Genomic DNA, 26,619 nt, shown 5'->3' on the forward strand with positions numbered 1-26,619 from the left:
CTGACACTCTTGAAGGCGTGAATCCGTCCACTGCACAAGCCACAGCCGTCGTCGACGAACTGGTTCGTGGTGGCGTGCGTGAAGTCGTGCTGTGTCCAGGCTCTCGCAACGCGCCCCTCGCATTTGCCCTCCAGGCCGCCGATCTCGACGGCCGGTTGCGTCTGCACATGCGGATCGACGAGCGGACAGCAGGCTTTCTGGCACTCGGACTGGCAATCGCCGGGAAACGACCGGTCCCCATCGTGATGACCTCCGGGACCGCCGTCGCGAATCTCGGACCTGCTGTCCTCGAGGCCAACTATGCGCGAGTGCCGCTGGTGGTCCTGAGCGCCAACCGGCCTTACGAGATGCTCGGCACCGGCGCCAACCAGACCGTCGAGCAGCTCGGGCTCTTCGGCAGTCAGGTTCGCGCAACCATCAGCCTGGGCTTGGCCGAAGACGATTCGACGCAGAACAGCCAGTGGCGCTCGGCGGTCTGCCGGGTCCTCGCCGCTGCCCGCGGAACCAGATCCGGAAACGCGGGTCCGGTGCATTTCGACATCCCGCTCCGTGAGCCGCTGGTGCCGGACGTGCACGTCCATGGCCCGGTTCCGGAGGGCCGTCCAGGCGGTGCAGCCTGGACCACCACGCAGAACGCGACGCTCGATGTTCCGGTCGATCTGGACCTCACCGCAGATACGGTGGTCATTTCCGGACACGGCAGCGCACTTCGGCCTGAGCTGGCCGGCCTGCCGACGGTGGCCGAGCCGACGGCTCCGATGCACGGGATCGCACTGCATCCACTCGCGCTCTCGCAACTCAAGCCCAAGCAGGCGATCATCACCGGCCGCCCGACGTTGCATCGTCAGGTCTCGAAGGTTTTGGCCGATCCGAGCGTCGACGTCTACGCGCTGACCACCGGGCCGCGCTGGCCCGACGTATCCGGCAACGTGCTCGCCACGGGAACCAGGGCAGTGGTCACCGGGACGCCCGATCCCGCCTGGATTGCTCGATGCGCCGCGCTGACCGAACACGCCGAAACTGCCGTCCGCAAGCAACTCGACGCCCACCCCAAAGCCACTGGCCTGCACGTGGCAGCTGCCGTGATGGATGCACTCGCGGACGGCGACCAGCTTCTGCTCGGCGCGTCCAACCCCGTTCGCGACGCGGCCCTCGTGAGCTATCCCAAGCCCGCCGTGCGGGTGCTGTCCAATCGCGGGGTCGCAGGTATCGACGGCACCGTCTCGGCGGCGGTCGGTGCCGCACTGGCATACGAGGGCGGCCGGACCGTCGCTCTCATGGGCGACCTGACCTTCCTGCACGACGCGTCCGGGCTGCTGATCGGGACCGGTGAGCCGAGGCCGAGCGACCTCACCATCGTCGTGGCCAACGACGACGGCGGCGGCATCTTCGAGCTCCTCGAACAAGGCGACCCGCAGTACGCCGGCGTCTTCGAGCGAGTGTTCGGAACACCGCACGGCATGGACCTCGCTGCGCTGTGCGCGGCCTACCGCGTGCCGCACGCAGCCGTCACCGTCGACGCCCTGGCAACGACGCTGGCGCAACCCGCAAACGGCATTCGTGTGCTCGAAGTCGCGACAGATCGCAGTGGACTGCGCGAACTCCACGCTTCCGTGCGAGCACAGCTGTGACGCAAACGGTTCTGCGGCGCTTCCGCATCGGCGTACTCGTGGTTGCGGTCGGCATTTCGGTGCTCGCGGTGATCCTGGTTCTCGGTGCCTGGCGCAACGATCGGACCATCGAATCGAACATGGGGACCGCAACCGCCGAGGTGCTCTCGGCAGGCTCGCTACGTTCGGCGATCAGCTTCGTGACACCAGACGGCGCGAATCACAACCCTGAACTCGGCGTGCTCTACCCCACCAATCTGACTGTGGGACAACGCATCGAGGTGGAGTACTCCAAAGCCGACCCTGATTTGGTCCGGGTAGCGGGACGCAACGCGACGGTGGCGCTGATCCCGGCGGGATCGGTGATCGTCGTGACGTGGCTCCTGGCTGGACCGTCGATCTGGTACCTGCGCAAGCGGGAAGCGGGAGCTCCGGGATCGGCACCGGTCGCTTCGAGTTAGTTCGCGCTTCGCCGGAACTTCACACGAACATGACGTGGACTTTTCCTGGCCCTGTCACCGTTCTCGGTGTGAGAGTAGCCATCGTTGCGGAGTCATTCCTGCCCAACATGAACGGCGTCACCAACTCGGTACTACGCGTGCTCGAACACCTCGATCGCACTGGCCACGACGCCATGGTCATTGCGCCGGACACTGTCGGATCCGACACCTCTGCCGCCACCGAACACGAAGGTGTTCAGGTGGTTCGGGTGCCCGCCGTCATGGTGCCCAAAGTCAGTTCACTCCCCGTCGGCCTGCCACAACCGCGTCTGACGACGGCCGTGCGGACCTTCGCGCCCGACGTCGTCCATCTGGCGTCGCCGTTCCTGCTCGGCGCCGGGGGAGTGGCCGTCGCCAAGCGGCTCGCGATACCCACCGTCGCGGTTTACCAGACCGACGTCGCCGGATTTGCCGAAAGCTACGGTCTCGGCGTCACCAGTCGCGCCGCATGGGCGTGGACCCGTCGAATCCACAAGAGCTGCAACAGGACCCTTGCACCCTCCACGTCGGCAGTCGACGCCCTCGAAGAGCACGGCATTCCGCGCGTGCACCGGTGGGCCCGCGGCGTCGACGCACAACGATTCGCGCCTTCGCGTCGTAGCTCGGCGTTGCGGCAGTCCTGGATCGGCGACAGCGACCAGTTGGTGGTCGGCTTCGTCGGTCGCCTCGCGCCCGAAAAACACGTCGAGCGACTGGCCGTGCTGGCGGCCGATCCCAGCGTGCAGATCGTGATCGTCGGAGACGGCCCGGATCGCGAGAACCTACGACGACTGATGCCGGATGCGATCTTCACCGGACAACTCGGCGGTACCGCGCTGGCCGACGCCTATGCGAGCCTGGACGTATTCGTTCACCCCGGCGAGCACGAGACCTTCTGCCAGGCGGTTCAGGAAGCCCTCGCGAGCGGTGTACCTGTCGTCGGACCGGACGCCGGTGGACCACGTGACCTGATCTCGCATTGCCGCAACGGCTACCTCCTGCCGACGGACAGGTTCACCGAACTCCTGCCAAGCGCCGTCGACGCACTTCGTCAGCGTGATCTGCGGGTGCAGTTCGGCTCCGCGGCGAGGCGCTCGGTGCTGCACCGGACCTGGCCGGCAATCTGCGAAGAGTTGCTCCGTCACTACGAGGACGTGCAGGGCCTCGGGCGGCGAACGGGTGCCAGAGCAGCCTGAACGCCTTCGCTGCCCGAGGGTTGGTAGCGTTTCGGGTGTGGCCACTACACACGGAACCCGAGCAACTCTCGAGAAGCAACCGCACGAAGTCGCGTCGATGTTCGACGACGTCGCGGAGCGATACGACCTCACCAACACCGTGCTGTCCTTCGGCCAGGACAAGGGTTGGCGCAAGGCCACCCGCGAAGCTCTCGACCTCAAGCCGGGCGAGAAGGTACTCGACCTCGCCGCCGGAACCGGAGTCTCGACCGTCGAACTGGGGCGCTCCGGCGCCTGGTGCGTCGCCACCGATTTCTCCAAGGGAATGCTCAAGGCCGGAATCTCGCGCAAAGTTCCGATGGTCGCAGGTGACGCGATGTACCTGCCCTATGCCGACAACGTGTTCGATGCCGCGACGATTTCCTTCGGCCTGCGCAACGTCTCCGACTTCGAAGCCGGACTGCGCGAGATCGCCCGCGTCACCAAGCCGGGCGGACGTCTCGTCGTCAGCGAGTTCTCGACGCCCGTCTTCGGGCCCTTCCGCACGGTCTACATGGAGTACCTCATGAAGGCGCTCCCGCAGGTCGCACGCACCGTCAGCAGCAACCCCGACGCCTACGTCTACCTCGCCGAATCGATCCGCGCCTGGCCGACCCAGGAAGAGTTGGCACGCAAGATCGAGGCTGCCGGGTGGAAGAACGTCAAGTGGCGCAACCTCACCGGCGGCATCGTGGCGCTGCATTACGCCACTGCCTGAACTGCTGTGCGCCTTTATTAACCGCGGGCGGTTAATAAAGGCGCACAGCACTTGCTCAGCCGAACAGCGGTCGGGAGTCGATCTTTCTCGACGCGGCCCCCGACGCACGCCATGCCTTCGCCGTCAGATCGGCGTCGGCGTCGGTGACGAGGTTTCCCATCACCCGAACGGCGACCGTCATCAGTGCCCGTGAGCGCATCGCGATCGGGCCCGAGGCGGGCAGGAATTGCGGAACCGTCAGCAGGCCTGCGAGCCGGCGCGCGACCGAGAACGCCTGCCCGTAATGCTCCCGAAGCACGGTCGGCCACAGCTCCGTGAGGTCGTCGGCGCCGAGCTGTTCGACCACCAGACGTCCGCCTTCGAGGCCGTAGTCGATGCCCTCACCGTTGAGCGGGTTCACGCACGCTGCGGCGTCGCCGATCACGGCCCAGTTGCGTCCGGCGATGTTGGAGACGGCGCCGCCCATGGGTAGCAAAGCCGAAGCGACGGAATGAATTTCGCTGCTCCACTGCCACTCACTTCGGCGCTGGTCGGTGTACAAGTCGAGCAAGGGACGCAGGGCACCCGGCGCCGGGCGCTTGGACGTCGCCAGTGTCCCGACGCCGATGTTCACCTCGCCGGTGCCGAGCGGGAAGATCCAGCCGTACCCCGCCTGCAACGTGCCCTCGGCGTCCCGCAGTTCCAGATGCGAGGTGATCCACGGGTCGGCGCTGCGCGGCGTCGCGACGTAAGCGCGTGCCGCGACGCCGTACGCGGTGTCCCGGTGCCACTGCCGTCCCAGCTTCTTGCCGAGCGTCGAGCGAACGCCGTCGGCGATGATCAGCGTCCGGCAACGAAGAGTGCTGCGTCCCGAGGGGCCGGCGAGTACGACGGCGGCTACTCGATCACCGTCGAGTTCGACGTCGACGGCCTTGGTGCCCTCGACCATGACCGCGCCGGATTCGACGGCGCACCGGCGAATGGCGTCGTCGAGTTCGGTCCGGGGGATCGCACTGCCGATCGGCGGGAACGACGTCCCTGGCCACTCGAGTTCGAGTTCTTGGCCGAAGCCGGACAACCGCAGGCCCTTGTTCGTCGTATGTGACCGAACCCACTCGCCGAGGCCGAGGAGATCCAGTTCGGCCACGGCGCGCGGAGTGAGTCCATCACCACAAGTCTTGTCTCGCGGGAACACGGCAGCGTCCACCAGCACGACGTCTCGGCCGCTGCGGGCGGCCCATGCCGCGGCCGAAGAACCCGCGGGACCTGCGCCGATGACCACAATGTCGGTTTCGGTCGGAAGCGAATCGACGACGGGGGACTGCTCTTCTACGGACACACTCACATCTTCCCAGGCTCGCGATCGCCACCGTGGCGAGGCCGTCCCGAGTGCGAACCGCTAGGTTCACTACCGTGGGAACCGAGCCGTCACTGACGACAGGAATGGGTACTGACATCGTGAGCACCGAAAAGACTGCTGCCGACGCAACCGCATCGAGCACCGTCGTTGCAGGCATCGACCTGGGCGACGAACAGCTCGCCGCAGTAGTGCGTGGTGGACTCTCCGATGTCGAGGAGTTGTTGGTCAGCGAGCTGTCCGACGGCGAAGACTTCCTCACCGAGGCCGCGCTGCATCTCGCGCGAGCCGGTGGAAAGCGCTTCCGTCCGTTGTTCACGATCCTGACCGCGCAACTCGGACCGGTGCCGAACGATCCGTCGATCATCACCGCAGCGACTGTCACCGAACTCGTTCACCTGGCGACGCTCTATCACGACGACGTCATGGACGAGGCGTCCATGCGGCGCGGAGCACCCAGCGCCAACGCCCGCTGGGGAAACAGCGTGGCGATCCTGGCCGGCGACTATCTGTTCGCGCACGCATCACGCCTGGTATCGACGCTCGGACCTGAAGCCGTTCGGATCATCGCCGAAACCTTCGCCGAACTGGTCACCGGCCAGATGCGCGAGACGATCGGCGTCAAGAAGGAACAGGATCCGGTCGAGCATTACCTCAAGGTCGTGTGGGAGAAGACCGGTTCGCTCATCGCTGCATCCGGACGATTCGGCGGCACCTTCTCCGGCGCCGACGCAGCTCACATCGAGCGTCTCGAGCGCCTGGGTGACGCCGTCGGCACCGCGTTCCAGATCTCCGACGACATCATCGACATCTCGTCCGTATCGGCGCAGTCCGGCAAGACTCCGGGCACCGACTTGCGCGAGGGTGTCCACACCCTGCCCGTCCTGTACGCGTTCCGCGAAGAAGGAGCCGACGCAGATCGCCTGCGGGAGCTGCTCGCGGGCCCGGTCACCGAAGACGCACTGGTAGAAGAAGCTCTCGAACTGCTCGAGCGTTCGCCGGGCATGGTCAAGGCGAAGGCAAAGCTGGGCGAGTACGCAGTCTCGGCAAAGGCCCAGTTGGCCGAGCTCCCGCAGGGACCGGCGAATGAAGCGCTCGTGCGCCTCGTGGACTACACGATCGAACGAGTCGGCTGACACACCTGGGGTGAAACCCTGACGACCCTGGGTGGGAACCCTGATGACCCTGTCCTTCGTTGACTGAACATAACCGGTGCATACGCCGGGAGTTCGGGTGAGCCTTCGGCTCCAGCGAGGCAAGAGGTGAGCAGTTTGCACGGCTACGCGAACGGTGCGAAGACATTCGGGTTGTTGGTGGGGATGTCAGCGCTGATCGTCTTCATCGGTTCGCTGTTCAACAGCCCGTTCCTTCTGTGGGGATCCGTTCTGTTTGCCGTCGGCATGAATGCCTACGTGTACTTCAACAGCGACAAGCTGGCGCTTCGATCGATGCGCGCCCAGCCCATCACCGAGGTCGAGGCACCGGCGATCTACCGGATCGTGCGCGAACTCGCCACGACGGCGCACCAACCGATGCCCAGGCTGTACATCAGCCCCACGAACGCCCCGAACGCGTTTGCCACCGGTCGTAGCCCTCGGCACGCCGCGGTGTGCGTGACCAGCGGCATCATGCAGATCCTGAACGAACGCGAACTGCGCGCCGTACTCGGGCACGAACTCTCTCACGTCTACAACCGGGACATTTTGATCTCGTCCGTGGCCGGCGCGATGGCCAGCGTCATCTCGGGCCTGGCCAACTTCGCGATGTACGCGAGCATCTTCGGTGGCCGAGGGAACGGGCAGGGAAGTAATCCGATCGCCTTGCTGCTCGTCTCCCTACTGGGACCGATCGCGGCAACCGTGGTCAAGCTGGCCGTCTCGCGCTCTCGCGAGTATCAGGCTGATCAATCGGGAGCCGAGCTCACCGGTGACCCGCTGGCGTTGGCGTCGGCGCTGCGCAAGCTCGAGTCGGGCGTGGCAGCCGCGCCGTTGCCGCCTGAGCCCAAGCTCGCGGCGCAGTCCCACCTGATGATTGCCAACCCCTTCAGAGCGGGGGACAAGGTGAGCAAGCTGTTCTCGACACATCCGCCCATGGCGGATCGTATCGAGCGTTTGGAGAAGATGGCCGGGATGTAGGGCCTTCGGCCCCTGTGCGCGGTTAGGTAGTCTCAGGACTCCTTAACCGCGCACAGGGGCGCAGCCCCTACTACCGGTAGTTCACGAACTGCAGGGCGATCCCGAAGTCCTCACCCTTGAGCAGGGAGATGACGCCCTGGAGGTCGTCGCGCTTCTTGCTGCTCACACGAAGTTCCTCACCCTGGATCTGCGCCTTGACGCCCTTGGGGCCCTCGTCGCGAATCTTCTTGGTGATCTTCTTCGCGTTCTCGCTGCTGATGCCCTGGACCAAGGTTCCGGACAGCTTGTAGATCTTTCCGGACTGCGCCGGCTCGCCGGCATCGAATGCCTTCAGCGAGATGTCACGACGGATCAACTTCTCCTTGAACACGTCGAGGGCGGCCAGCAGTCGCTCCTCGGTGTCGGCGTTCAACGTGATCGTCTCTTCACCAGACCACTCGATCGACGCTCCCGTGTTTCGGAAGTCGAAACGCGTGGTCAACTCCTTGGCAGCCTGATGCAGGGCGTTGTCCACCTCTTGACGGTCAACCTTGCTCACCACGTCGAAGGACGAATCAGCCACTTCACACTCCCGCTTTCCGGTAGTTCACGAACATCGAGTTCTGCCCACCTTCCATACCGGTGGACACCTCGACGTTATCGGGTCGGCACCGCCCGTTACCACCCGGTTTGCAAAATGGGGGTGTGTTCGTTGTATTCTTCTCACCGCACCGAGGAAGCCGTTTTCGGCCGCCGCACGTCGCGATATACTTGCGAATGCGCCGGATCGAAGCCTGGTGCAAGCACGGCAGATTGCCCGAGCGGCCAATGGGAGCGGACTGTAAATCCGTCGGCTTATGCCTACGTAGGTTCGAATCCTACATCTGCCACACCAAGTCAGCCCCGATTCTCTTTTCGAGAGTCGGGGCTGACTTTTTTGTGCTTGTTCCGAGGTCGGGTGCGCGTTGGTGACGCCGGCGTCGGCTGCGGCTCAGGGGTCTCGGGAGTGCTTCTTGGGATGGCTTCGGGGGAGTGCGGGGTCAAGTTGGTTCCCGCAAAGCCCTCGCCAGCGGCCCCGATCGGTGCAACAATGGGCTCCGGCACCATTTTTGCCCCGATGACCAGCGGATTTGGTGCTGGCGCTCGTTCGTGTGTAATCTTTCGGAGGCTTCAAGAGAGCGGCAACGCACTCCTGAGCCACGCCCCCTTAGCTCAGTCGGTAGAGCGTTTCCATGGTAAGGAAAAGGTCAACGGTTCGATTCCGTTAGGGGGCTCGCTGGATTGTGGTGCCGTGCTTTCCGCGCGACACTCGACACCGAGGCGGTGTAGCTCAGTTGGTAGAGCAAACGACTCATAATCGTTGCGTCGCCGGTTCAAGTCCGGTCACCGCTACACAATATGCATGATCCACCCTGATTGCTCGTAATCAGATACACCCGAAAGAAGGCATCCCGTGGCCTCCTCGACCGACGTTCGGCCCAAGATCACCTTGGCCTGCGAGGTATGCAAGCATCGCAACTACATCACCAAGAAGAATCGGCGCAACGACCCCGATCGCCTGGAGCTCAAGAAGTTCTGCCCCAACTGCGGAACCCACCAGTCGCATCGCGAGTCGAAGTAGTAAGTCCTTAACAGGACGACGATTTTCGCGGAAGACCCTCTCTGGGCCTGCGTCTTCGGGTCCTAGCTAGAAGAGAGTCTCACCGCGTGACAGATTTGCAAGAGAACCAGGCAGCGGCCGAGGTCCCTACGGACCCGGCCGCTCATGCCGTCCAGATGGTCGGTCACCACTATCGTGTCGAAGACTTCTACGAGGTCGGACGCGAGAAGGTGCGCGAGTTCGCTCGCGCCGTCCAGGACGCGCATCCTGCGCACTACGACGAATCGGCAGCCAAAGGCCTCGGATACGACGGCCTGATTGCTCCCATTACGTTCGTCGCCATCGTAGGTGCCATTGCTCAGCGACGTCTGTTCGAAGAGATCGTCACAGGCTACGACTTGAGTCAGATTCTTCAGACCGATCAGCGACTGGTGCTGCACAAGCCCATGCAGGTCGGTGACCGACTCTTCTGCGACGTTTTCCTGGATTCGTTCAGGCAGGCCGCAGGTAGCGACATCATCGTGACCAAGAACATCATCACCGATCAGAACGACGAAGCAGTTGTCACCACGTGGACAACGCTCGTTGCTCGAACGGGTGGGGAAGTGGACGAGAACATCGCCCACGCAGTCAAGGACGTGATGATGCATGTCGCTTCGTAAATTTTCCGACGTGAGTGTCGGCGAACTTCTCCCCGAGAAGTCCGTCACCCTGACGCGTGGAAACCTCGCCAACTACGCGGGTGTTTCGGGAGATCCCAATCCGATTCACTTCAGTGACGAGGTCGCACGACTTGCCGGCTTGCCGGACGTCGTCGCGCACGGCATGCTCTCCATGGGCATCGGTGCCGGCTACGTCACCGAATGGCTGGGGGATCCGGGTGCAGTGACCGAGTACAACGTACGGTTCACGAGCCCGGTGATCGTGGCAGCCGACAAGGCTGCCGAGATCGAGTTCACCGCCAAGGTGAAGTCGATCGACGAAGAAAGCAAGACCGCAGTACTGGCAATCGTGGCCAAGTCCGAAGGTAAGAAGATCTTCGGTCGTGCCACCGCCACGGTCCGTCTAGCCTGATCGCAGGGCGGATTGTGTTTGTTCCGGGGCTTTGAAGTACACTGAGATTTCTGGGATTCCTCAGCGCTGCGCGCTGCCCTGAATGTTGCAAGACATTCACCTCGGGTAGCGCGTATGTTGTGTGATCGCAGAACGGTTGATTCAGGCAGGGTCCACCTGTCGATGTCAACCAAAGGGGCGTAGCTCAACTGGCAGAGCAGCGGTCTCCAAAACCGCAGGTTGCAGGTTCAAGTCCTGTCGCCCCTGCCCCCGGATGCCAGCGACTGAGAGGAACGACGTGAGCGAGGAGCGCGCCAAGCGCGACGCCGACACTTCGGATGCGGAGACTTCAACGTCTGCCGATTCGACCGGTGTCGACGACACTGCAGCTGACGCGACTACGCGTTCCGATCTGTCGTTGGACAAGGACGGTGCCGAGAAGGCTCCCTCCGCATCCAGTGGGGTTTCCAACAAGCCGACCGGCAAGCGCGCTGCACGCGGCGCCTCGGTCAGTGCGTCCACCGTGAAGACTCCGGCCCGGACGGCATCCCGGACATCTTCGGCCAAGCCGACTGCAACGAACCCCGGCAAGAAGCCCAAGGCGAAGAAGGACAACATCTTCAAGCGCCTGCGCAAATTCTTCCGCGAGGTCATCGCAGAACTCCGTAAGGTCATCTGGCCGAACCGCAAGCAGATGATCACCTACACCAGCGTCGTGCTGACGTTCGTGGTCTTCATGGTCGCTTTCATCAGCGGCGTCGATATCGCTGTGATCAAGGGTGTCACCTGGCTGTTCGGCTGATCGCCGTAGCAGTCGGGCGTCTTTGCCTGCGAGCGCGACAAGACCCGACCCGGGTCCGAGTAACGAGAGGAAGCGAGTGCCCCAGTGAGCACCCCCGAGAACGACACGAATGAGGCTTTGGCCGAAGAGCGTGTTTCTGCCGAGGCGGCAGCCGAAGTAGACGTCGTGGTTGCCGAAGGCACCGATGCAGACGTTGCCGAAGGCACTGATGCAGACGCTGCAGCGACCGAGGACGTCATCTCCGACGATGCCGAGAACTCCGACGAGGCCGCTCCCGCCGCCGAGCTCGAGGTCGAGGATCCCGTTGCCGAACTCAAGGCTGCGCTGCGTCGCGCCCCGGGTGACTGGTACGTCATCCACTCGTACGCCGGTTACGAGAACAAGGTCAAGACCAACCTCGAGACTCGCGTTCAGAACCTCGACGTCGGTGACTACATCTTCCAGGTGGAAGTTCCCACCGAAGAGGTCACCGAGATCAAGAACGGCCAGCGCAAGCAGGTCAATCGCAAGGTTCTGCCCGGATACATCCTCGTTCGCATGGAGCTCAACGACGAGTCGTGGGGCGCAGTGCGCAACACGCCTGGCGTCACCGGTTTTGTCGGTGCCACGTCGCGTCCCTCGCCGCTGACCCTCAACGAGGTCGTCAAGTTCCTGCTCCCGCAGCAGGAGCAGAAGAAGCAGCAGGCTGCAGCGGCCGCCGTCGCAGCAGGCGAGGCACCGTCCGAGTCCTTCGGCAAGCCCCTCATCGAGGTCGACTTCGAGGTCGGCGAGTCGGTCACCGTCATGGACGGCCCGTTCGCAACCCTTCCGGCCAGCATCAGCGAGGTCAACGGCGAGCAGCAGAAGCTCAAGGTTCTCGTGTCGATCTTCGGTCGTGAAACCCCGGTTGAGCTCAACTTCAACCAGGTCGCGAAGATCTGACCACCCCAAAACTTGCAATTTGTTCGACGCAAGACACACACCCAAGCTAGAAACTAGGAACTAGAGATGCCCCCAAAGAAGAAGAAGCTCGCCGGGCTCATCAAGCTGCAGATCCAGGCAGGTCAGGCTAACCCTGCACCTCCCGTGGGTCCCGCGCTCGGTCAGCACGGCGTGAACATCATGGAGTTCTGCAAGGCCTACAACGCGGCGACTGAGTCCCAGCGCGGCAATGTTGTGCCGGTCGAGATCTCGGTCTACGAAGACCGGACCTTCGATTTCAAGCTGAAGACCCCTCCCGCCGCCAAGCTGCTCCTCAAGGCAGCCGGCGTCGCCAAGGGTTCCGGCGAACCGCACAAGACCAAGGTTGCCTCGGTGACCATGGATCAGGTGCGCGAAATCGCGAAGACCAAGGCTGAAGACCTCAATGCCAATGACATCGAGCAGGCCGCGAAGATCATCGCCGGTACCGCTCGTTCCATGGGCATCACGGTCCAGGGCTAATAGTCCGCTCCACAGCATTACGTGGGAGGGCCGGCCAGGCCCCGACCACAACTGAACCATTCACCACTGCACAGGTAATTCGCTGCAGTGATAAGTAAGGACAGAACAAATGGCAAAGCGCAGCAAGGCGTACCTCGCCGCCGCTGAGAAGATCGACGCAGACAAGCTCTACAGCCCGCTTCAGGCTGCAAAGCTCGCCAAGGAGACGTCGTCCACCAAGATGGATGCAACCGTTGAGGTTGCAGTTCGTCTGGGCGTCGACCCCCGTAAGGCTGACCAGATGGTCCGCGGAACGGTCAACCTGCCCCACGGCACCGGTAAGACCGCTCGCGTCATCGTGTTCGCTGTTGGCGAGAAGGCAGCAGAAGCCGAGGCTGCAGGCGCTGACGTAGTCGGTGCAGAAGACCTGATCGAGCGCATCCAGGGTGGATGGGTCGATTTCGACGCCGCAATCGCGACTCCTGATCAGATGGCCAAGGTCGGCCGCATCGCCCGTGTCCTCGGACCGCGTGGCCTGATGCCGAACCCCAAGACGGGCACCGTCACGGCGGATGTCACCAAGGCTGTCAACGACATCAAGGGCGGAAAGATCAACTTCCGCGTCGACAAGCAGGCCAACCTGCACTTCGTCATCGGCAAGGCATCGTTCGACGATGAGAAGCTGGTGGAGAACTACGGCGCAGCCCTGGACGAGATCCTGCGTGCGAAGCCCTCGTCGGCCAAGGGTCGCTACGTGAAGAAGATCACGGTCTCGACCACCACCGGTCCGGGCATCCCGGTGGATCCGAACCGTACTCGCAACCTCCTCGAGGATGCTGCAGACGCGTAAGCAGTCCGCATACGAACAAGAAGGCCGGCAGGGATCAACTCCCTGCCGGCCTTCTTGTCTGTTTCGGGAGAGGGTGATCCCTGCCGGTGGTACCGGTCCAACGGTGGTATCGATCCAACGGTGGTATCGATCTAACGGTGGCATCATCGGGGTATGCACGAAGCGTTCCAGTTCCTCGGAAACTTTTGGTGGCTGCTCTTCGTTTTCGGCGGCACCATCGGTGGGGCGCTGAAAGGTGTCGCGGTTGCCAACGAAAGGCGGATCGAGCGCCGGCAAGAGCGCTTCCGGCTCAAGCAGGAGACCAAGGTCGCCATCGCGCAGGCCAACGCACAACATCACGCCGACGAAGAAACGCAGCGCCGAGAGCTGGGCAAGGCCATCGAGCAGCACGATGCGGTCGACGCCCGATGGTTCTCGTACGAGCTCGATCCGGTCACACTGCTCGACACTCCGATGATGACGGACATGCGTGAGCCTTTGACGGCCGATTTTCATCGAGCCAAATATCGTGCCGATCTGCTCCGTCCAGGCAATCCGGAGACGATGATCGGTAACCAGCAGGCACAAACCGAGTACCGCGAGGCGGTGCACGCTTACTCGATCGCCTTCGAGATCGCGGAAGCGGAGGCGAAGCGTCGCCGACGGAGCGGATTCACCCTCGACGAACAAGAGCGCCTGGTAAGGGCGCAACGTCTGCTGCGCCTGGCCATGGACGATGGCGCGACGCCACAGGAACGTCAGAGTGCGTATCGGAAGGCTCACAAAGAACTCGACGGGCTGCTGGTGCTGCCGGACCGAGCTCGGGCAGAGATCGAACACAAGATCGCCAGGGCTATCGGTGCTTGAAGAAACCGGGTGCTTGAAGAAACCGGGTGCTTGAAGAAACCAGCTGCGTGACGAACCCGATTTGGTTATGCAGCGAGCAGTCAGGTAGTCTTCGACGCGGAGTTCAGTGCTGGATATGAACTTCACCCCAAAATCATGTTCTACCCAAGACCGTTGGTGATTGCACTCAGTGATGGGTGTGGTTGAAAGTCCGGGAGTGCTCGGCGGCCCACGTAGGTGAACGAGGTAGGGGGATAGCTTGATGTAGTGGTTCTACAGTTTGCTTGGTTATGCACTGCTTTGCTTTGCATCGTTACGCTGATTCGTAAGCCTCTTCTTCATGTTTCCTCTGTACGCCCCGTGCGCTTGCGCCGGGGCGTTTTGCATGTCGCGGACTGTGTCTTCTCGGGTTCACCCCGATGAGGTGCAGCGGTTCCTGAGTGGGACAACGACTGTCACGAGAGGAGGCGAAGTATGGCAAAGCCTGAGAAGGTTTCCGCAGTTGCGGAAATCACCGAGCAGTTCAAGGGTTCGACCGCCGCTGTGGTCACGGAATACCGTGGCCTTTCGGTTGGCAACATCACGACACTGCGACGCGCTCTCGGAGAAGGTGCCACCTACTCCGTCGCCAAGAACACCCTGGTCAAGCGTGCCGCCGCAGAGGCTGGCATCGAGGGCCTTGATGACCTGTTCGTTGGTCCGACCGCCATTGCATTCATCAAGGGCGAACCGGTCGACGCTGCGAAGGCTCTGAAGAACTTCGCTAAGGACAACAAGGCGCTCATCATCAAGGGCGGCTACATGGACGGCGCTGCGCTGTCCGTGGAAGAGGTCAACAAGATCGCGGATCTCGAATCCCGCGAAATCCTGTTGGCAAAGCTTGCCGGCGCGATGAAGGGCAACTTGGCAAAGGCCGCAGGCCTGTTCAATGCTCCCGCTTCGCAGATGGCCCGTTTGGCCGCTGCCCTGCAGGAGAAGAAGGCCGCAGAAGGCGGAGCCGCAGAGGCCCCCGCAGAGGCTGCCACCGAGGCTCCGGCCGAGGCCGAAGCCGAAAGCTGATCCGCACCCGCGCATCACTGCTATAACCCCGCCCGGTCGCGGATCAGCGACATGGGACTTACAGGAAGGACCGCCACAATGGCGAAGCTCAGCACCGAAGAGTTGTTGGACCAGTTCAAGGAGCTCACCCTCCTCGAGCTCTCGGAGTTCGTTAAGGCATTCGAGGAGACCTTCGAGGTCACCGCTGCTGCTCCCGTCGCCGTCGCCGCTGCAGGCGCACCGGCTGCCGGCGCAGAAGCTGCTGAAGAGCAGGACGAGTTCGACGTCGTCCTCGAGTCGGCTGGCGACAAGAAGATCCAGGTCATCAAGGTCGTCCGTGAGGTCGTTTCCGGCCTCGGCCTGAAGGAAGCCAAGGACCTCGTCGAGAGCGCTCCGAAGGCCATCCTCGAGAAGGTTGCCAAGGACGCCGCAGAGGCTGCCAAGGAAAAGCTCGAAGCTGCCGGCGCAAAGATCGTCATCAAGTAAGACGGTTTTCCCGCTGCTCTTCGCGAGTAGTAACGAAGAGGGCCACTCCCCACGGGGAGTGGCCCTCTTTTTTTGAACTTTTTTCGCGGGTGATATGTCGGAATCCATGCAGGTGGGAGGGGTGCCCGAACTAGGCTGTGACCTGAATTATGCTTCTTCCCTACTCGTTAGTAGTATTCGCAGTCACGGGTACCACTCCCATGCGATAGAGTGACCCAACCCACACGGGTGCATGCATGCAACGGACGTCGCGGAGGTAATGGTGGGAGTCGAGGTAGCGGTACAAGGACTGACAAAGTCTTTCGGGTCGCAGAGGATTTGGCAGGACGTGTCGTTGACACTTCCCGCGGGTGAGGTCAGCGCACTGCTCGGGCCTTCGGGTACCGGTAAGTCGGTGTTCCTGAAGTCCCTGATCGGACTGCTCCGCCCTGAACAAGGCTCCATTGTCATCGACGGCACGGACATCCTGCAGTGCTCCTCCAAGGAGCTCTACGAGATCCGCAAGCTGTTCGGCGTTCTGTTCCAGGACGGCGCACTGTTCGGCTCGATGAACTTGTACGACAACATCGCATTCCCGCTTCGTGAGCACACCAAGAAGTCGGAATCCGATATCCGCAAGATCGTGATGGAGAAGCTCGATCTCACGGGTCTGGTCGGCGCCGAGGACAAGCTTCCCGGTGAGATCTCCGGCGGTATGCGCAAGCGTGCCGGTCTTGCGCGTGCACTCGTTCTCGATCCCGAGATCATCCTCGTCGACGAGCCTGACTCCGGTCTCGATCCGGTGCGTACGACGTACATCAGCCAGACGCTGATCGACATCAACGCCCAGTCGGACGCGACGATTCTGATCGTCTCGCACAACATCAACCTCGCACGCACGGTGCCGGACAACATCGGCATGCTCTTCCGTCGTCAGTTGGTGATGTTCGGTCCTCGTGAGGTGCTGCTCACCTCTGACGAGCCCGTCGTCAAGCAGTTCCTCAACGGAACGATGATCGGTCCGATCGGTATGTCGGAGGAAAAGGACGAGGCTCAGATGGCGCACGAGCAGGCGCTCGTCGACGCCGGTCACCACGCCGGTGGTGTCGACGACGTCGAGGGCATCGTGCCGCAGATGAAGGCCACCCCCGGAAACCCGGAGCGTCAGGCTGTTCGTCGTCGCCAGGAGCGCGTCCGCCAGATCATGCACACCCTCCCAGCTAACGCTCAGGCGGCAATTCAGGACAGCCTCGACGAGGTTGACGGAACTGGGCAGTACGCTCCCCAGTACGCCGACGCGAGCGGCTATCAGGGGGAGTGGAACGACAACTCGCAAGACACGCAGGTCATTCCTGCATACGAGGGCGATCCCTACGGAAACACGACACACGGGCAAGGGTAGGCATATCGGATGGGGGTTACCCGCAACTCGGTTCTGAGTCCGGTCAACGGAGCATTAACTCAGGCCGGAAACATCGTCGAACTGTTTGTCGACGTCGTCAGGAATACGTTCCGGCGTCCATTTCAGTTCCGTGAGTTCATCGAGCAGGCCTGGTTCATCGCCAGCGTGACAATTTTGCCGACGGCATTGGTAGCCATCCCTTTCGGCGCCGTCGTCTCACTGCAGACCGGTTCGCTGATCAAGCAGTTGGGTGCAGAATCGTTCACCGGCGCTGCCAGCGTCCTGGCGGTGATCCAGCAGGGTAGCCCTCTGGTGACAGCATTGTTGGTCGCCGGTGCGGCCGGATCGGCCGTGACGGCCGACCTCGGTTCTCGAACCATTCGCGAAGAGATCGACGCGATGGAAGTCCTCGGAATCAATCCGATTCAGCGCCTGGTGGTTCCGCGTGTACTCGCGATGGTGCTGATCGCTGTGCTGCTCAACGGACTGGTGTCCGTGGTCGGTATCGCGGGTGGTTACTTCTTCAACGTGATCCTGCAGGGCGGTAACCCCGGTGCCTACATCTCCTCGTTCTCAGCTTTTGCGCAGCTACCGGACATTTGGAGCGGTGAGATCAAAGCCGCGGTGTTCGGTGTCATCGCCGGTGTGATCTCCGCGTACAAGGGACTCCACCCATCCGGTGGCCCGAAGGGCGTCGGTGAGGCGGTGAACCAGGCCGTCGTCATCACGTTCCTGCTGTTGTTCTTCGCCAATCTGATTCTGACGATGGTGTACCTCCAGATCGTGCCGGCGAAGGGATCTTGACCTAAATGACCATCGCACGAGGCCGCGGCGATCAGTTCCTGCTGAAGAGCCGCAAAGTTGCCAGAATTCCAGTGAACGCGTTGGACCGCGCGGGCGAGCAGATGTCGTTCTACGCGCGCGCCATCGCATGGACCCCGCGCACCTTGCATCGGTATCGGAAGGAGACGCTTCGGCTGCTCGCCGAAGTGACGTTCGGTAGCGGTGCGCTCGCAGTCATCGGCGGAACGATCGGTGTCATCGCGATGATGTCGGGATTCACCGGTGTCGTCGTCGGTCTGCAGGGCTTCGCCGCTCTGGAGCAGTTGGGTAGCTCGGTCCTGACCGGCTTCCTGTCCGCATACGTCAACACCCGTGAGATCGCTCCGATCGTTGCGGCTCTTGCGCTCTCGGCCACGGTGGGTTGTGGTTTCACCGCTCAACTCGGCGCTATGCGAATCTCCGAAGAGATCGATGCACTGGAGGTCATGGCAGTTCCGTCAGTGCCGTTCCTGGTCACGACCCGCATGATCGCCGGCTTCGTCGCCGTCATCCCGCTGTACATCGTGGGTCTGCTTGCGGCGTACCTCGCGTCGCGAGTGATCAGTACCGTGTTCAACGGGCAGTCGACGGGCTCGTACGACCACTACTTCAATCTGTTCCTGCCACCGCAGGACGTGCTGTATTCGTTTGCGAAAGTCCTGGTCTTCGCCTTCGTGCTGATTCTGATCCACTGCTACTACGGGTTCCATGCCTCGGGTGGTCCCGCAGGCGTCGGCGTGGCCGTCGGCCGCGCTGTTCGCGCCGCAATCGTCACGATCGCCGTTCTCGACTTCTTCCTCAGCCTCGCAATCTGGGGCACCACGACGACAGTGAGGGTGGCCGGATGATCGAGGCTCCGTCAGTCCTGCGCCGCCGTGTGCTCGGACTCGTGTTCTTCGTGGTGTTGGCACTGTTCCTGGCCTTCACCATCGGAACCTTCAACAAGACGTTCAAGGACGTAGTGAAGATCGACCTCGTCACCGACACCGTCGGAAATGCATTGCCACCCAACGCGGACGTCAAGGTTCGTGGTCTGCTGGTCGGCGAGGTGCGATCCGCGTCGACAAAAGACGGCCAGGTCACCTCGGTCCTCGCGATCGAACCGGACAAGGCTGATCTGATTCCGTCGAACGTGACGGCACGTCTGCTCCCGAAGACGCTTTTCGGTGAGCGATACGTCTCCCTGATCATTCCGGAGGGAACCACCGCTGCGCCGATTTCCGCGGGAACGGTGATCCAGCAGGACAAGAGCGGAAACGCTGTCGAGGTCGGCGACGTTCTGGACGGACTGCTCCCACTTCTGCAGGCGATTCCGCCGCAGGATCTGGCGAACACTCTCGGTTCTCTCGCGCAGGGTCTGACGGGACGCGGCGCTGAGCTCGGTCTGACGGTCGATCGTCTCGAGGAGATCTTCCGCGGCGTCAACACCGAGCTGCCCGCGGTGCAAGAGGATCTGCGCAAGTTCGCGGACTTCTCCCAGACGTACTCGGACGCTGCGCCCGATCTGATCAACGCTCTCGACAATCTGCGGACCACGGGTAACACGGTGGTTCAGAAGCAGGACCAGTTGCGGACTCTGCTGGCGTCGCTCACCGTGACATCGTCGGACACCGCAGCCTTCCTCGAAGCGAACTCGTCCTCGATCATCACGCTCGCTGCGGATTCGAAGGAAGCTCTCCAGCTTCTGGCTCAGTACTCACCGACGTTCGGGTGCACGTTCAAGGGCTTCTCGGACACCGCCCCGGAAGCTGCCAAGATCCTGTCCACCGACGCGCCCAATCCTGGTGTGCGTGCGAGTATTCAGATCGTGAACCCCAAGGGTCGCTACCTGCCCAACCAGGACGAGCCACGGCTCGTCGACAACCGCGGCCCGGTTTGCTACGACAACGTCACCGAGCCAGGTCGTCCGTTCCCGCAGTACCCCGGTGGTTCGTACGGTGACGGTTCCTACCAGGTTCCTTCCCGCAATCCCGGTCCCGCCACCATGGAATTCCTGCCTGCACCCGAGGGCTCAGGACCTCAGTTGTTCTCGACCAACAACAGCGGCCCTGCTCAGCAGGCCGGCTACGCGGGCTCGAAACTCGAAGAGGATACGTTGAAGGTGATCTACGGACAGGCCAACGGTGTTGCGCCGGACGACGTTCCGGCGTGGACCACGATGGTCAGTGCTCCGGCATTTTCCGGTGCGGAGGTGAGCGTCCAATGAGAGGACTCGCAGCTCCACTGACAAAGCTCATCATCTTCGTGGTGGTCACCGTCCTGGCAACAGGATTGCTGGCCGCCAGCATCGCCAACCTCGGCGGCGGCGGAGGCACCAAGTTCAACGCCGTCTTCTCCGACGTCACTTCGCTGAACGAGGGTGACGAGGTGCGCATCGCCGGTGTTCGTGTCGGACAGGTCGAGAAGATCGCGATCGTCAACGACAACCAGGCCGAGGTGCAGTTCTCGGTGTCCGACCGTGATTGGTTGCCTGCCAGTTCCATCGCCACGATCCGGTTCCGCAACCTGGTCGGGCAGCGATACATTTCGCTCTCGCAAGGTGAAGGCAGCCAGGGACAGAAGATCACCGGCGGCGATACCCTGCCGTTGGCGCAGACTCGCCCGGCAGTCAATCTCACGACGCTGTTCAACGGATTCAAGCCGCTCTTCACCACCCTGAGCGCTGACGACGTCAACAAGCTGTCCTACCAGATCATCCAGGTCTTCCAGGGGGAGTCCGGCACCATCAGCGAACTCGTCCGCAACACAGCGAGTTTGACCAACACCGTCGCGGACAAGGACGCCGTCATCGGGGCGGTGATCAAGAACCTCAACGACGTTCTCGACACCGTCAACGCGAACGACAAGAACCTCGATTCGCTGATCGTCAACACCCAGCAACTCGTCACCGGGTTGGCCAACGAGCGCGGTGTCGTCGGTTCGGCCGTCACCTCACTCGCCGGGTTGACCGATGCCACGGCAGATCTGCTCGAGCCGACGCGGCCGTCGATTCAGGGCTCGATCACGGCGCTCAACACGCTGGCGACCACACTCAACCGTCGTAGTGACGACGTGAACGCGGTGCTCGAGACCTTGCCGGTCAAGCTCGACAAGCTCGCTCGCGTAGCCAGTTACGGTTCCTGGTTCCAGTTCTACCTGTGCGGAATCGACATCGTTGCCGGTCCAGGACAGTCTGCCTCGCTGAATCTGCCCACCGGCCTGCCGACGGTCAATCAGCCGATTTACACCAACGCGGCCACGCGATGCACTCAAGACGGTATGAGGGAGTTGCAAGGTCGATGAGTAAACGTCGCAGTCCGGCAATGGCCGGAGCCATCGGTATCTTCGTGGTGCTGTTGGCCACTTTGTCCGCGTTCTTCCTCGATTCGCTTCCGTTCGTGGGAGCAGGCTCGTCCTACTCCGCCGAGTTCTCCGAAGCTGCGGGTCTCAAGCCTGGCAACGAGGTTCGTATCGCCGGCGTGAAGGTCGGCAAGGTCACTTCCGTCGATCTCGACGGTGACCGTGTTCTCGTCGACTTCAAGGTCAGTGACGCGTGGGTGGGAGATCAAACCTCTGCGTCCATTCAGATCAAGACGATTCTGGGACAGAAGTACCTCGCACTCGATCCGCGCGGAACCGACAACCTCGATCCCAAGGACCGGATTCCGCTCGAGCGCACCACCTCTCCGTACGACGTCGTTCAGGCCTTCTCGGCAGCGGCGGACACCGTCGGCGACATCGACACCGACCAGTTGGCGAAGAGCATGGAGACGTTGTCCCAGGCATTTTCCGAGACACCTGGCGACGTCCGCGCTTCGCTCGACGGTGTCAGCCGGCTGTCGCAGACGATCGCGAGCCGCGATCAGGACCTGCAGAAGCTCTTCGCCGCCACCGGGAAGACGTCGCAGATTCTTGCGGATCGCAACAAGGAATTCACCCAGCTGATCCGGGACGGCGGACTTCTGGTGCAGGAACTCAACAATCGCCAGCAAGCGATTTCGCAGCTGCTCACCGGAACTCAGCGCGTCTCTCAGCAGCTCACCGGTCTCGTTCGTGACAACGAGGCGGCAATCGGGCCGGCGCTGACGCAGCTCAACGGCGTCATCGACATCTTGAAGGCCAACAACGAGAACTTGGACAAGGCACTGAAGCTCTACGAACCCTTCATTCGCTTGTACGCCAACGTGGTCGGCAACGGCCGTTGGTTCGACCAGGTCGTCGTGAACCTCCTTCCGCCGGGTCTGCCGGATATACCGGGCTACCGTGACCCCGTTCGTACGTTGGGAGGCAACTGATGGCTGATACTGCCGAAGCCGGAAGCGGCTCCAAGAAGCGCTCGGTCGCGATCATCGCCGCTGTTCTGATCGGGTTACTCGTAATCGGTGGCGCGCTGTGGTGGGTGTTCACTCGCGCCGGTACCACCAAGATCACCGCCTACTTCGACAAGTCGGTGGGCATCTACGACGGTTCCGACGTTCGTGTTCTCGGTGTCAAGGTCGGCACCGTCGAATCCGTCGAACCTCAGGGAGATCAGGTCAAGGTCGAGTTGCGCGTCGATCGTGGGATCGACATCCCCGCCGGCGCCAGTGCCGCTCAGATCACGCCTTCGGTGGTTGCCGACCGCTACATCCAGCTGACACCGGTCTTCACCGGCGGCGACAAGATGGCCAGCGGTGCAGTCATTCCGATCGAGAAGACGGCGACGCCCGTCGAGGTCGACCAGTTGTACTCCAGCATCGACGAACTCGCGTCGGCGCTCGGTCCTGAAGGTGCCAACAAGAACGGAGCACTGTCCGATTTCGTCGAGACAGGTGCGGCCAACCTCGAGGGCAACGGTGAAGCGTTGGGAGACAGCATCACCAACCTCTCGGATGCCGCACGGACGCTCAACGATTCGCGTGACAACATCTCGCTCACCATCAAGAACCTGGATACTTTCGTGGGCGCTCTCGCGGCCAACGATCAGCAGGTGCGCCAGTTCAACACTCAGTTGTCGGACCTGACCGGATTCTTGGCAGGTGAGCGCGACGATCTCGGTGCCGCTCTGAACCAGCTCTCGATTGCTCTCGGCGACGTCGCGAAGTTCGTGGCAGACAACCGTGATCAACTGGTCCAGACAACCGAGGGTCTCGTCGAACCGACACAGACATTGGCGAACAACAAGGAAGCCCTGGCCAACACGCTCACCATGCTTCCGTTGGCGATCTCCAACCTGGTCAACTCGTACGACGCCGAATCAGGTGTGCTGGCTTCACGTCTGGCGTTCCCTGATCTTCAGAACCCGGCCGGCGTGCTCTGCAAGTTGATGGACCTCGGCAAGCTGTTGCCCGGTGATCCTCGGTTCGAGGCATTGGGAAGGCAGATGCAACCGGCTATCGACCAGTGCGCAAACGTCGCGGCGATGACCGACGCAGCCAATCAGGCTGCAGGCCTGAACCTTCCCTTCGGCATCCTTGCCGGTTCCGAACGACAGATGCAGGTAGTTCCGGGCACTGTGCCCGGCGTCGTGTCACCGCGACTGACCAGTGGAAACGGGGAGGGCGAGTGAAGCGTTCATTGATAGTCGGCGCCGGACTGTGCGCCGTCCTGATCTCGGCAACAGCCTGCTCGTCCGAGGGAATCTACGCGGTTCCGCTTCCCGGCGGTCCCGATGTGGGTTCCGATCCGATGCAATTGACCATTCAGTTCGACGACGTCCTGGACCTTGTTCCGCAGTCCGCTGTGAAGGTCGACGGTGTTCCGGTCGGTCGAGTCGACGACGTGTCGGTCGGACCGGACGGATGGACCGCGGACGTCGGAATCATCCTCGACTCGTCGGTTGATCTACCCGCCAACGCAATTGCCGCGGTCGAGCAGACCAACCTGCTCGGCGAGAAGTTCATCCAGTTGTCGGCCCCGCCGTCCGGACCGGACTCTGCGAAGCTGGCCGACGGAGACCTGATTCCGCTCGATCGCACTCGCCACGCCACGGAGATCGAGCAGGTTCTCGGCGCATTGTCGCTGCTGCTCAACGGCGGCGGTGTGGGCCAGTTGCAACCCATCGTCGAAGAACTCGGGGCCGCATTCGACGGTCGCGAGGGCAAGACGAGAAGTCTTCTGGAGCAGGCGAACACACTCATCGGTGGACTCAACGAACAGCGTGACGACATCACCCGTGCGCTCGACGGCCTGGATGTGCTCTCGACCCGCGTCAACGATCAGAACGAGAAGATCGGGAAGATTCTCGAGGAACTCCCCGTTGCGACACAGGTTCTCAACGAGCAGCGCCCGCAGCTGACGCAGATGCTTGCTCAGGTGGATCGACTCGGAACAGTGGGAACCGACGTCCTCACACAGTCCAAGGACGATCTGATCGCTGATCTTCAGGCTCTGCGTCCAACGCTGCAGGCGCTCGCAGACTCCGGTGACGACTTCGTCGGGGCACTTCCTTTCCTTCCGACGTTCCCGTTCCCGGACGGTGTCGAGAAGATTGCGCAGGGCGGTTCCGTGAACCTCTTCCTGAGCGTCGACTTGCAGATCGGCAACACTCTCTCGGGTCTCGGTGTCGGACAGGGTGAACCGGAATACCGTCAGCCGAAGTTCGGCAACCCAAAGCCGGTGGTAGATCCGTCCAACCCGTACTACAACGGAAACGGACCGCGGCCGGGTTGGCCGACGGTGTCGCTGCTGCCGATCGCTCCGATCCTGCCGCAGATCCCCGTCGTCGCCGGTCTACCCGCCACCACGGCCGGTGACCCGGCAACACCGGCTCCGGCAGCGGACCCACTCAACCCCATCCAGGGAATGCTGGAACAGTTCGGAATCGGTGGTGATGGACAGTGAGATCAGCTCTGGTCAGATGGCAGCTCGTCGGCTTCGTGGTGGTCGCGCTTCTGGGTCTCATCTACGTCGGCGCCAAGTACGTGCGTCTGGACAACCTCATGGGGTTCGGTCAGTACACGGTCAAGACCGAATTGGCCACGTCCGGTGGAATTTTCACCAACGCCGAAGTGACGTATCGCGGTGTGCCGGTCGGTCGAGTGGGCGACATGTCGTTGACCGAGGACGGAATTCAGGTCGACCTGAAGATCGACAACAGTGCTCCGGAGATTCCCGCGTCGGCCCGTGCAGTCGTGGCCAACCGCTCCGCCATCGGTGAGCAGTACGTCGACCTTCAGCCCGATACCGATCAGGGACCGTTCCTCGCGGACGGCTCGGTGATCGCGGTGGGGGACACCACAACTCCGATCCCGATCGAGGATGTGCTGACCAGCGCCAACGGCTTGGTCAAGTCCGTGCCGGTCGACGCGCTCCACACCGTCGCCGTCGAACTCGGTGCCGCATTCAACGGCAAGGGCGAGGACATTCAGGTCCTGGCCGATTCGCTGTCCGGTCTGTCGCAGTCCGGGCTCGACACTCTGCCTCAGACGCTCGCGCTGATTCGGAACAGTGAGACGGTACTGACTACGCAGTCGGATCAGTCCTCCGCGATCAAGCAGTTCAGTACCGATCTCGATGCTGTCACGGCGCAGTTGCGGACCAGCGATCCGGACATCCGTCGCTTGATCGACAACGGCATCCCGGCCAGCGATCAGATCGGTGCCCTCATCAACGAGGCGGGCCCGAGCCTGACGACTGACCTGACCAATCTTGCCGCGACCACCAAGACGCTTGCACCCCGAACGATCGCGCTGCAGCCGTTCCTGATCTTCCTTCCCGGCCTGGCCGCTGCCGCACCGACGGTTGCTCCCGGCGACGGAACGGTCCATCAGGGCTTGGTGCTCGAGACCAACAATCCGCTCTCGTGCACGGTGGGTTACGAAGGCACCATGGCGATCCTGGACGAGATGAAGCGTCAGAATCCCAATTTCGACGACACCCAGCAGGACTTCCCGCTCAACACCGCCGCGTCGTGTGAGACGCCGCTGGGCAGCGAGACGGGCGTCCGCAGTGCCAACCGCGTGGTGTACGCCGATCCCGACACGATCCAGCCTTGGGACTTCAAGCCGAAGGTCGATCCGGACAAGTTGAACCTCAACCCGATCGCGACGCAGTTGGCGCCGTTGCTCGGAGTGACACCGAAGTAGACCGATCCGAATGTGGTCGAGTTTGTGCAGTTCAGGCTACTGAGTTGTGGCAGTTGACGATTCGCGGCCAGAGGCTGGGCAAAACAGGTAAGTAGGGTAGTGAGTGTGATTCAGAGAAACAGTTCCCCGCAGTCCGGCGGGCCCGAGCAAGTCGAATCGGGAGCGCCGACAACCGGTAGACCGAAGGGGCTGACAGCGTCTCTGATTGCGGTCGGTGTCTTGCTTCTGGCGGCAGTGGTTGCGCTCGGTGTGTTCGGCGTCCCGTACGTTCGGGCGCTCACCACCGACCGCACCACAGCCGAGATGCGTGACGACGCGCTGATCGGTGCGCAGCAAGTCGCGATCAACCTCAACAACGCGGATTCGGCCAATCTCGACCAGTCGATCGAGAACATGCGTTCTTCGGTGACCGGTGACGAGATGACGACGTATCTGCAGACCGTTCAGGATTCGATCACCGACGAGTTGCGTAACTCGGGTTCGAAGGCTGACACCGAAGTTGTGCAGTCCGCGCTGACCGAGCTCAATACCGATGACCGGACCGCCACGGCACTGGTCGTCGTTCGAGTCACCACGACCCAGGGCAACCAGTTCGTCAAGAATCAGCTCGGCATGCGGCTGGGCATGGTCGAGGTCGACGGGGTCTGGAAGGCGCAGTCCGCTGATCCGATCGGATCGCGGCTCGATCTCGGCTCGGGCACTCTGCCGGCTGCCGACGGCTCCACGCCTGCTCCTGACGCAACGCCCGCACCCGGTTCGGGGACCGAAGCACCTGCATCCGGTGCTCCTGCACCGACAACCGAGGGTGGTGATTCCGGTGGCCAGTAGTTCGTCGAACCTGCACA

General features: G+C 62.4%; 28 protein-coding genes and 4 tRNA genes. 30 read left to right on the forward strand and 2 right to left on the reverse strand.

Annotated features, from left to right (window positions below):
• Positions 1-17 precede the first annotated feature (17 nt).
• From menD to FEZ59_RS24210, 4 genes are all read left to right on the forward strand, one after another.
• Complete coding sequence (gene menD, locus FEZ59_RS24195) at positions 18-1,631, forward strand: 2-succinyl-5-enolpyruvyl-6-hydroxy-3-cyclohexene-1-carboxylic-acid synthase (protein WP_020906813.1); 1,614 nt, start codon at positions 18-20, stop codon at positions 1,629-1,631.
• Entirely contained in the window at positions 1,628-2,071 is a 444-nt protein-coding gene (locus FEZ59_RS24200; RefSeq protein ID WP_020968960.1) for a DUF3592 domain-containing protein, read from the forward strand. Before menD ends, FEZ59_RS24200 begins: the two co-directional genes overlap by 4 nt.
• Before the next feature lie 68 nt (positions 2,072-2,139).
• Positions 2,140-3,285 (forward strand): glycosyltransferase family 1 protein, encoded by a 1,146-nt coding sequence (locus tag FEZ59_RS24205; RefSeq protein WP_024487303.1) that lies wholly within the window; start codon positions 2,140-2,142, stop codon positions 3,283-3,285.
• A gap of 37 nt (positions 3,286-3,322) precedes the next feature.
• Complete coding sequence (locus FEZ59_RS24210) at positions 3,323-4,021, forward strand: demethylmenaquinone methyltransferase (RefSeq protein ID WP_003941879.1); 699 nt, start codon at positions 3,323-3,325, stop codon at positions 4,019-4,021.
• A 55-nt stretch (positions 4,022-4,076) separates the two neighbouring features.
• Here FEZ59_RS24210 and FEZ59_RS24215 read toward each other — a convergent pair whose 3' ends face one another.
• Positions 4,077-5,345 (reverse strand): geranylgeranyl reductase family protein, encoded by a 1,269-nt coding sequence (locus FEZ59_RS24215; protein WP_029254859.1) that lies wholly within the window; start codon positions 5,343-5,345, stop codon positions 4,077-4,079.
• A gap of 98 nt (positions 5,346-5,443) precedes the next feature.
• Between FEZ59_RS24215 and FEZ59_RS24220 the strand changes: the two genes are divergently transcribed.
• Together FEZ59_RS24220 and htpX are read left to right on the forward strand one after the other, a co-directional pair.
• Positions 5,444-6,493, forward strand: coding sequence for a polyprenyl synthetase family protein (locus tag FEZ59_RS24220; protein ID WP_020906817.1), 1,050 nt, complete (start codon positions 5,444-5,446; stop codon positions 6,491-6,493).
• Positions 6,494-6,628: 135 nt separating this feature from the next.
• Entirely contained in the window at positions 6,629-7,492 is an 864-nt protein-coding gene (gene htpX, locus FEZ59_RS24225) for a zinc metalloprotease HtpX (RefSeq protein WP_029254860.1), read from the forward strand.
• Positions 7,493-7,562: 70 nt separating this feature from the next.
• On the opposite strand, the gene FEZ59_RS24230 is transcribed toward htpX, so the two are convergent.
• A complete protein-coding gene (locus tag FEZ59_RS24230) occupies positions 7,563-8,054 on the reverse strand; it encodes a YajQ family cyclic di-GMP-binding protein (RefSeq protein ID WP_003941854.1) in 492 nt (163 codons plus the stop codon).
• 224 nt (positions 8,055-8,278) lie between these two features.
• On the opposite strand from FEZ59_RS24230, the gene FEZ59_RS24235 reads away from it, so the two are divergent.
• The 24 genes from FEZ59_RS24235 (at position 8,279) to FEZ59_RS24350 (ending at position 26,602) form a co-directional block, all read left to right on the forward strand.
• Positions 8,279-8,361, forward strand: a tRNA-Tyr gene (locus tag FEZ59_RS24235).
• Positions 8,362-8,672: 311 nt separating this feature from the next.
• Positions 8,673-8,745 (forward strand) — tRNA-Thr (locus tag FEZ59_RS24240).
• Positions 8,746-8,790: 45 nt separating this feature from the next.
• Positions 8,791-8,863: transfer RNA gene (locus tag FEZ59_RS24245), tRNA-Met, on the forward strand.
• Positions 8,864-8,924: 61 nt separating this feature from the next.
• Positions 8,925-9,092 (forward strand): 50S ribosomal protein L33, encoded by a 168-nt coding sequence (gene rpmG / locus FEZ59_RS24250; protein WP_003941903.1) that lies wholly within the window; start codon positions 8,925-8,927, stop codon positions 9,090-9,092.
• Between the two features lie 86 nt (positions 9,093-9,178).
• A complete protein-coding gene (hadA, locus tag FEZ59_RS24255; RefSeq protein WP_019744315.1) occupies positions 9,179-9,733 on the forward strand; it encodes a (3R)-hydroxyacyl-ACP dehydratase subunit HadA in 555 nt (184 codons plus the stop codon).
• Positions 9,720-10,145: a (3R)-hydroxyacyl-ACP dehydratase subunit HadB gene (gene hadB / locus FEZ59_RS24260; RefSeq protein WP_003941909.1), complete on the forward strand. Its 426-nt coding sequence runs from the start codon at positions 9,720-9,722 to the stop codon at positions 10,143-10,145. The genes hadA and hadB overlap by 14 nt, the downstream gene beginning before the upstream one ends.
• 173 nt (positions 10,146-10,318) lie before the next feature.
• Positions 10,319-10,391: transfer RNA gene (locus FEZ59_RS24265), tRNA-Trp, on the forward strand.
• A gap of 31 nt (positions 10,392-10,422) precedes the next feature.
• The gene (secE, locus tag FEZ59_RS24270) at positions 10,423-10,926 is read left to right on the forward strand and encodes a preprotein translocase subunit SecE (protein ID WP_020968963.1); all 504 of its coding nucleotides are present in this window, start codon (positions 10,423-10,425) and stop codon (positions 10,924-10,926) included.
• 84 nt (positions 10,927-11,010) lie between these two features.
• Positions 11,011-11,847: a transcription termination/antitermination protein NusG gene (nusG, locus tag FEZ59_RS24275; RefSeq protein WP_003942049.1), complete on the forward strand. Its 837-nt coding sequence runs from the start codon at positions 11,011-11,013 to the stop codon at positions 11,845-11,847.
• A gap of 66 nt (positions 11,848-11,913) precedes the next feature.
• Positions 11,914-12,348: a 50S ribosomal protein L11 gene (rplK, locus tag FEZ59_RS24280; RefSeq protein WP_003941896.1), complete on the forward strand. Its 435-nt coding sequence runs from the start codon at positions 11,914-11,916 to the stop codon at positions 12,346-12,348.
• 109 nt (positions 12,349-12,457) lie between these two features.
• Positions 12,458-13,177, forward strand: coding sequence for a 50S ribosomal protein L1 (gene rplA / locus FEZ59_RS24285; RefSeq protein ID WP_003941982.1), 720 nt, complete (start codon positions 12,458-12,460; stop codon positions 13,175-13,177).
• Between the two features lie 153 nt (positions 13,178-13,330).
• Positions 13,331-14,023 carry a hypothetical protein gene (locus tag FEZ59_RS24290; protein WP_172933311.1) on the forward strand — a complete coding sequence of 231 codons (693 nt, stop codon included), beginning with the start codon at positions 13,331-13,333 and terminating at the stop codon, positions 14,021-14,023.
• A gap of 453 nt (positions 14,024-14,476) precedes the next feature.
• Complete coding sequence (gene rplJ / locus FEZ59_RS24295) at positions 14,477-15,061, forward strand: 50S ribosomal protein L10 (protein ID WP_003942074.1); 585 nt, start codon at positions 14,477-14,479, stop codon at positions 15,059-15,061.
• A 78-nt stretch (positions 15,062-15,139) separates the two neighbouring features.
• Positions 15,140-15,526, forward strand: a complete 387-nt coding sequence (gene rplL, locus FEZ59_RS24300; RefSeq protein ID WP_003941857.1) for a 50S ribosomal protein L7/L12 — start codon at positions 15,140-15,142, stop codon at positions 15,524-15,526.
• Positions 15,527-15,785: 259 nt separating this feature from the next.
• Complete coding sequence (locus FEZ59_RS24305; protein WP_024487305.1) at positions 15,786-16,907, forward strand: ABC transporter ATP-binding protein; 1,122 nt, start codon at positions 15,786-15,788, stop codon at positions 16,905-16,907.
• A gap of 9 nt (positions 16,908-16,916) precedes the next feature.
• Complete coding sequence (locus FEZ59_RS24310; RefSeq protein WP_003942038.1) at positions 16,917-17,711, forward strand: ABC transporter permease; 795 nt, start codon at positions 16,917-16,919, stop codon at positions 17,709-17,711.
• Positions 17,712-17,716: 5 nt separating this feature from the next.
• Positions 17,717-18,577 carry an ABC transporter permease gene (locus FEZ59_RS24315; protein WP_003941894.1) on the forward strand — a complete coding sequence of 287 codons (861 nt, stop codon included), beginning with the start codon at positions 17,717-17,719 and terminating at the stop codon, positions 18,575-18,577.
• Positions 18,574-19,935 (forward strand): MCE family protein, encoded by a 1,362-nt coding sequence (locus FEZ59_RS24320; RefSeq protein WP_019744311.1) that lies wholly within the window; start codon positions 18,574-18,576, stop codon positions 19,933-19,935. Before FEZ59_RS24315 ends, FEZ59_RS24320 begins: the two co-directional genes overlap by 4 nt.
• Complete coding sequence (locus FEZ59_RS24325) at positions 19,932-21,011, forward strand: MlaD family protein (RefSeq protein WP_019744310.1); 1,080 nt, start codon at positions 19,932-19,934, stop codon at positions 21,009-21,011. The genes FEZ59_RS24320 and FEZ59_RS24325 overlap by 4 nt, the downstream gene beginning before the upstream one ends.
• Positions 21,008-22,003, forward strand: a complete 996-nt coding sequence (locus FEZ59_RS24330) for an MCE family protein (RefSeq protein ID WP_003942053.1) — start codon at positions 21,008-21,010, stop codon at positions 22,001-22,003. Before FEZ59_RS24325 ends, FEZ59_RS24330 begins: the two co-directional genes overlap by 4 nt.
• Entirely contained in the window at positions 22,003-23,256 is a 1,254-nt protein-coding gene (locus FEZ59_RS24335) for an MCE family protein (RefSeq protein ID WP_003941941.1), read from the forward strand. The genes FEZ59_RS24330 and FEZ59_RS24335 overlap by 1 nt, the downstream gene beginning before the upstream one ends.
• Positions 23,253-24,530: an MCE family protein gene (locus FEZ59_RS24340; RefSeq protein ID WP_172933312.1), complete on the forward strand. Its 1,278-nt coding sequence runs from the start codon at positions 23,253-23,255 to the stop codon at positions 24,528-24,530. The genes FEZ59_RS24335 and FEZ59_RS24340 overlap by 4 nt, the downstream gene beginning before the upstream one ends.
• Positions 24,527-25,774: an MCE family protein gene (locus tag FEZ59_RS24345; RefSeq protein ID WP_019744308.1), complete on the forward strand. Its 1,248-nt coding sequence runs from the start codon at positions 24,527-24,529 to the stop codon at positions 25,772-25,774. The genes FEZ59_RS24340 and FEZ59_RS24345 overlap by 4 nt, the downstream gene beginning before the upstream one ends.
• Positions 25,775-25,873: 99 nt before the next feature.
• Complete coding sequence (locus tag FEZ59_RS24350) at positions 25,874-26,602, forward strand: hypothetical protein (protein ID WP_019744307.1); 729 nt, start codon at positions 25,874-25,876, stop codon at positions 26,600-26,602.
• Positions 26,603-26,619: the final 17 nt, after the last annotated feature.

The organism is Rhodococcus sp. MS13, assembly GCF_013277835.1.
Taxonomy (GTDB): domain Bacteria; phylum Actinomycetota; class Actinomycetes; order Mycobacteriales; family Mycobacteriaceae; genus Rhodococcus_F; species Rhodococcus_F erythropolis.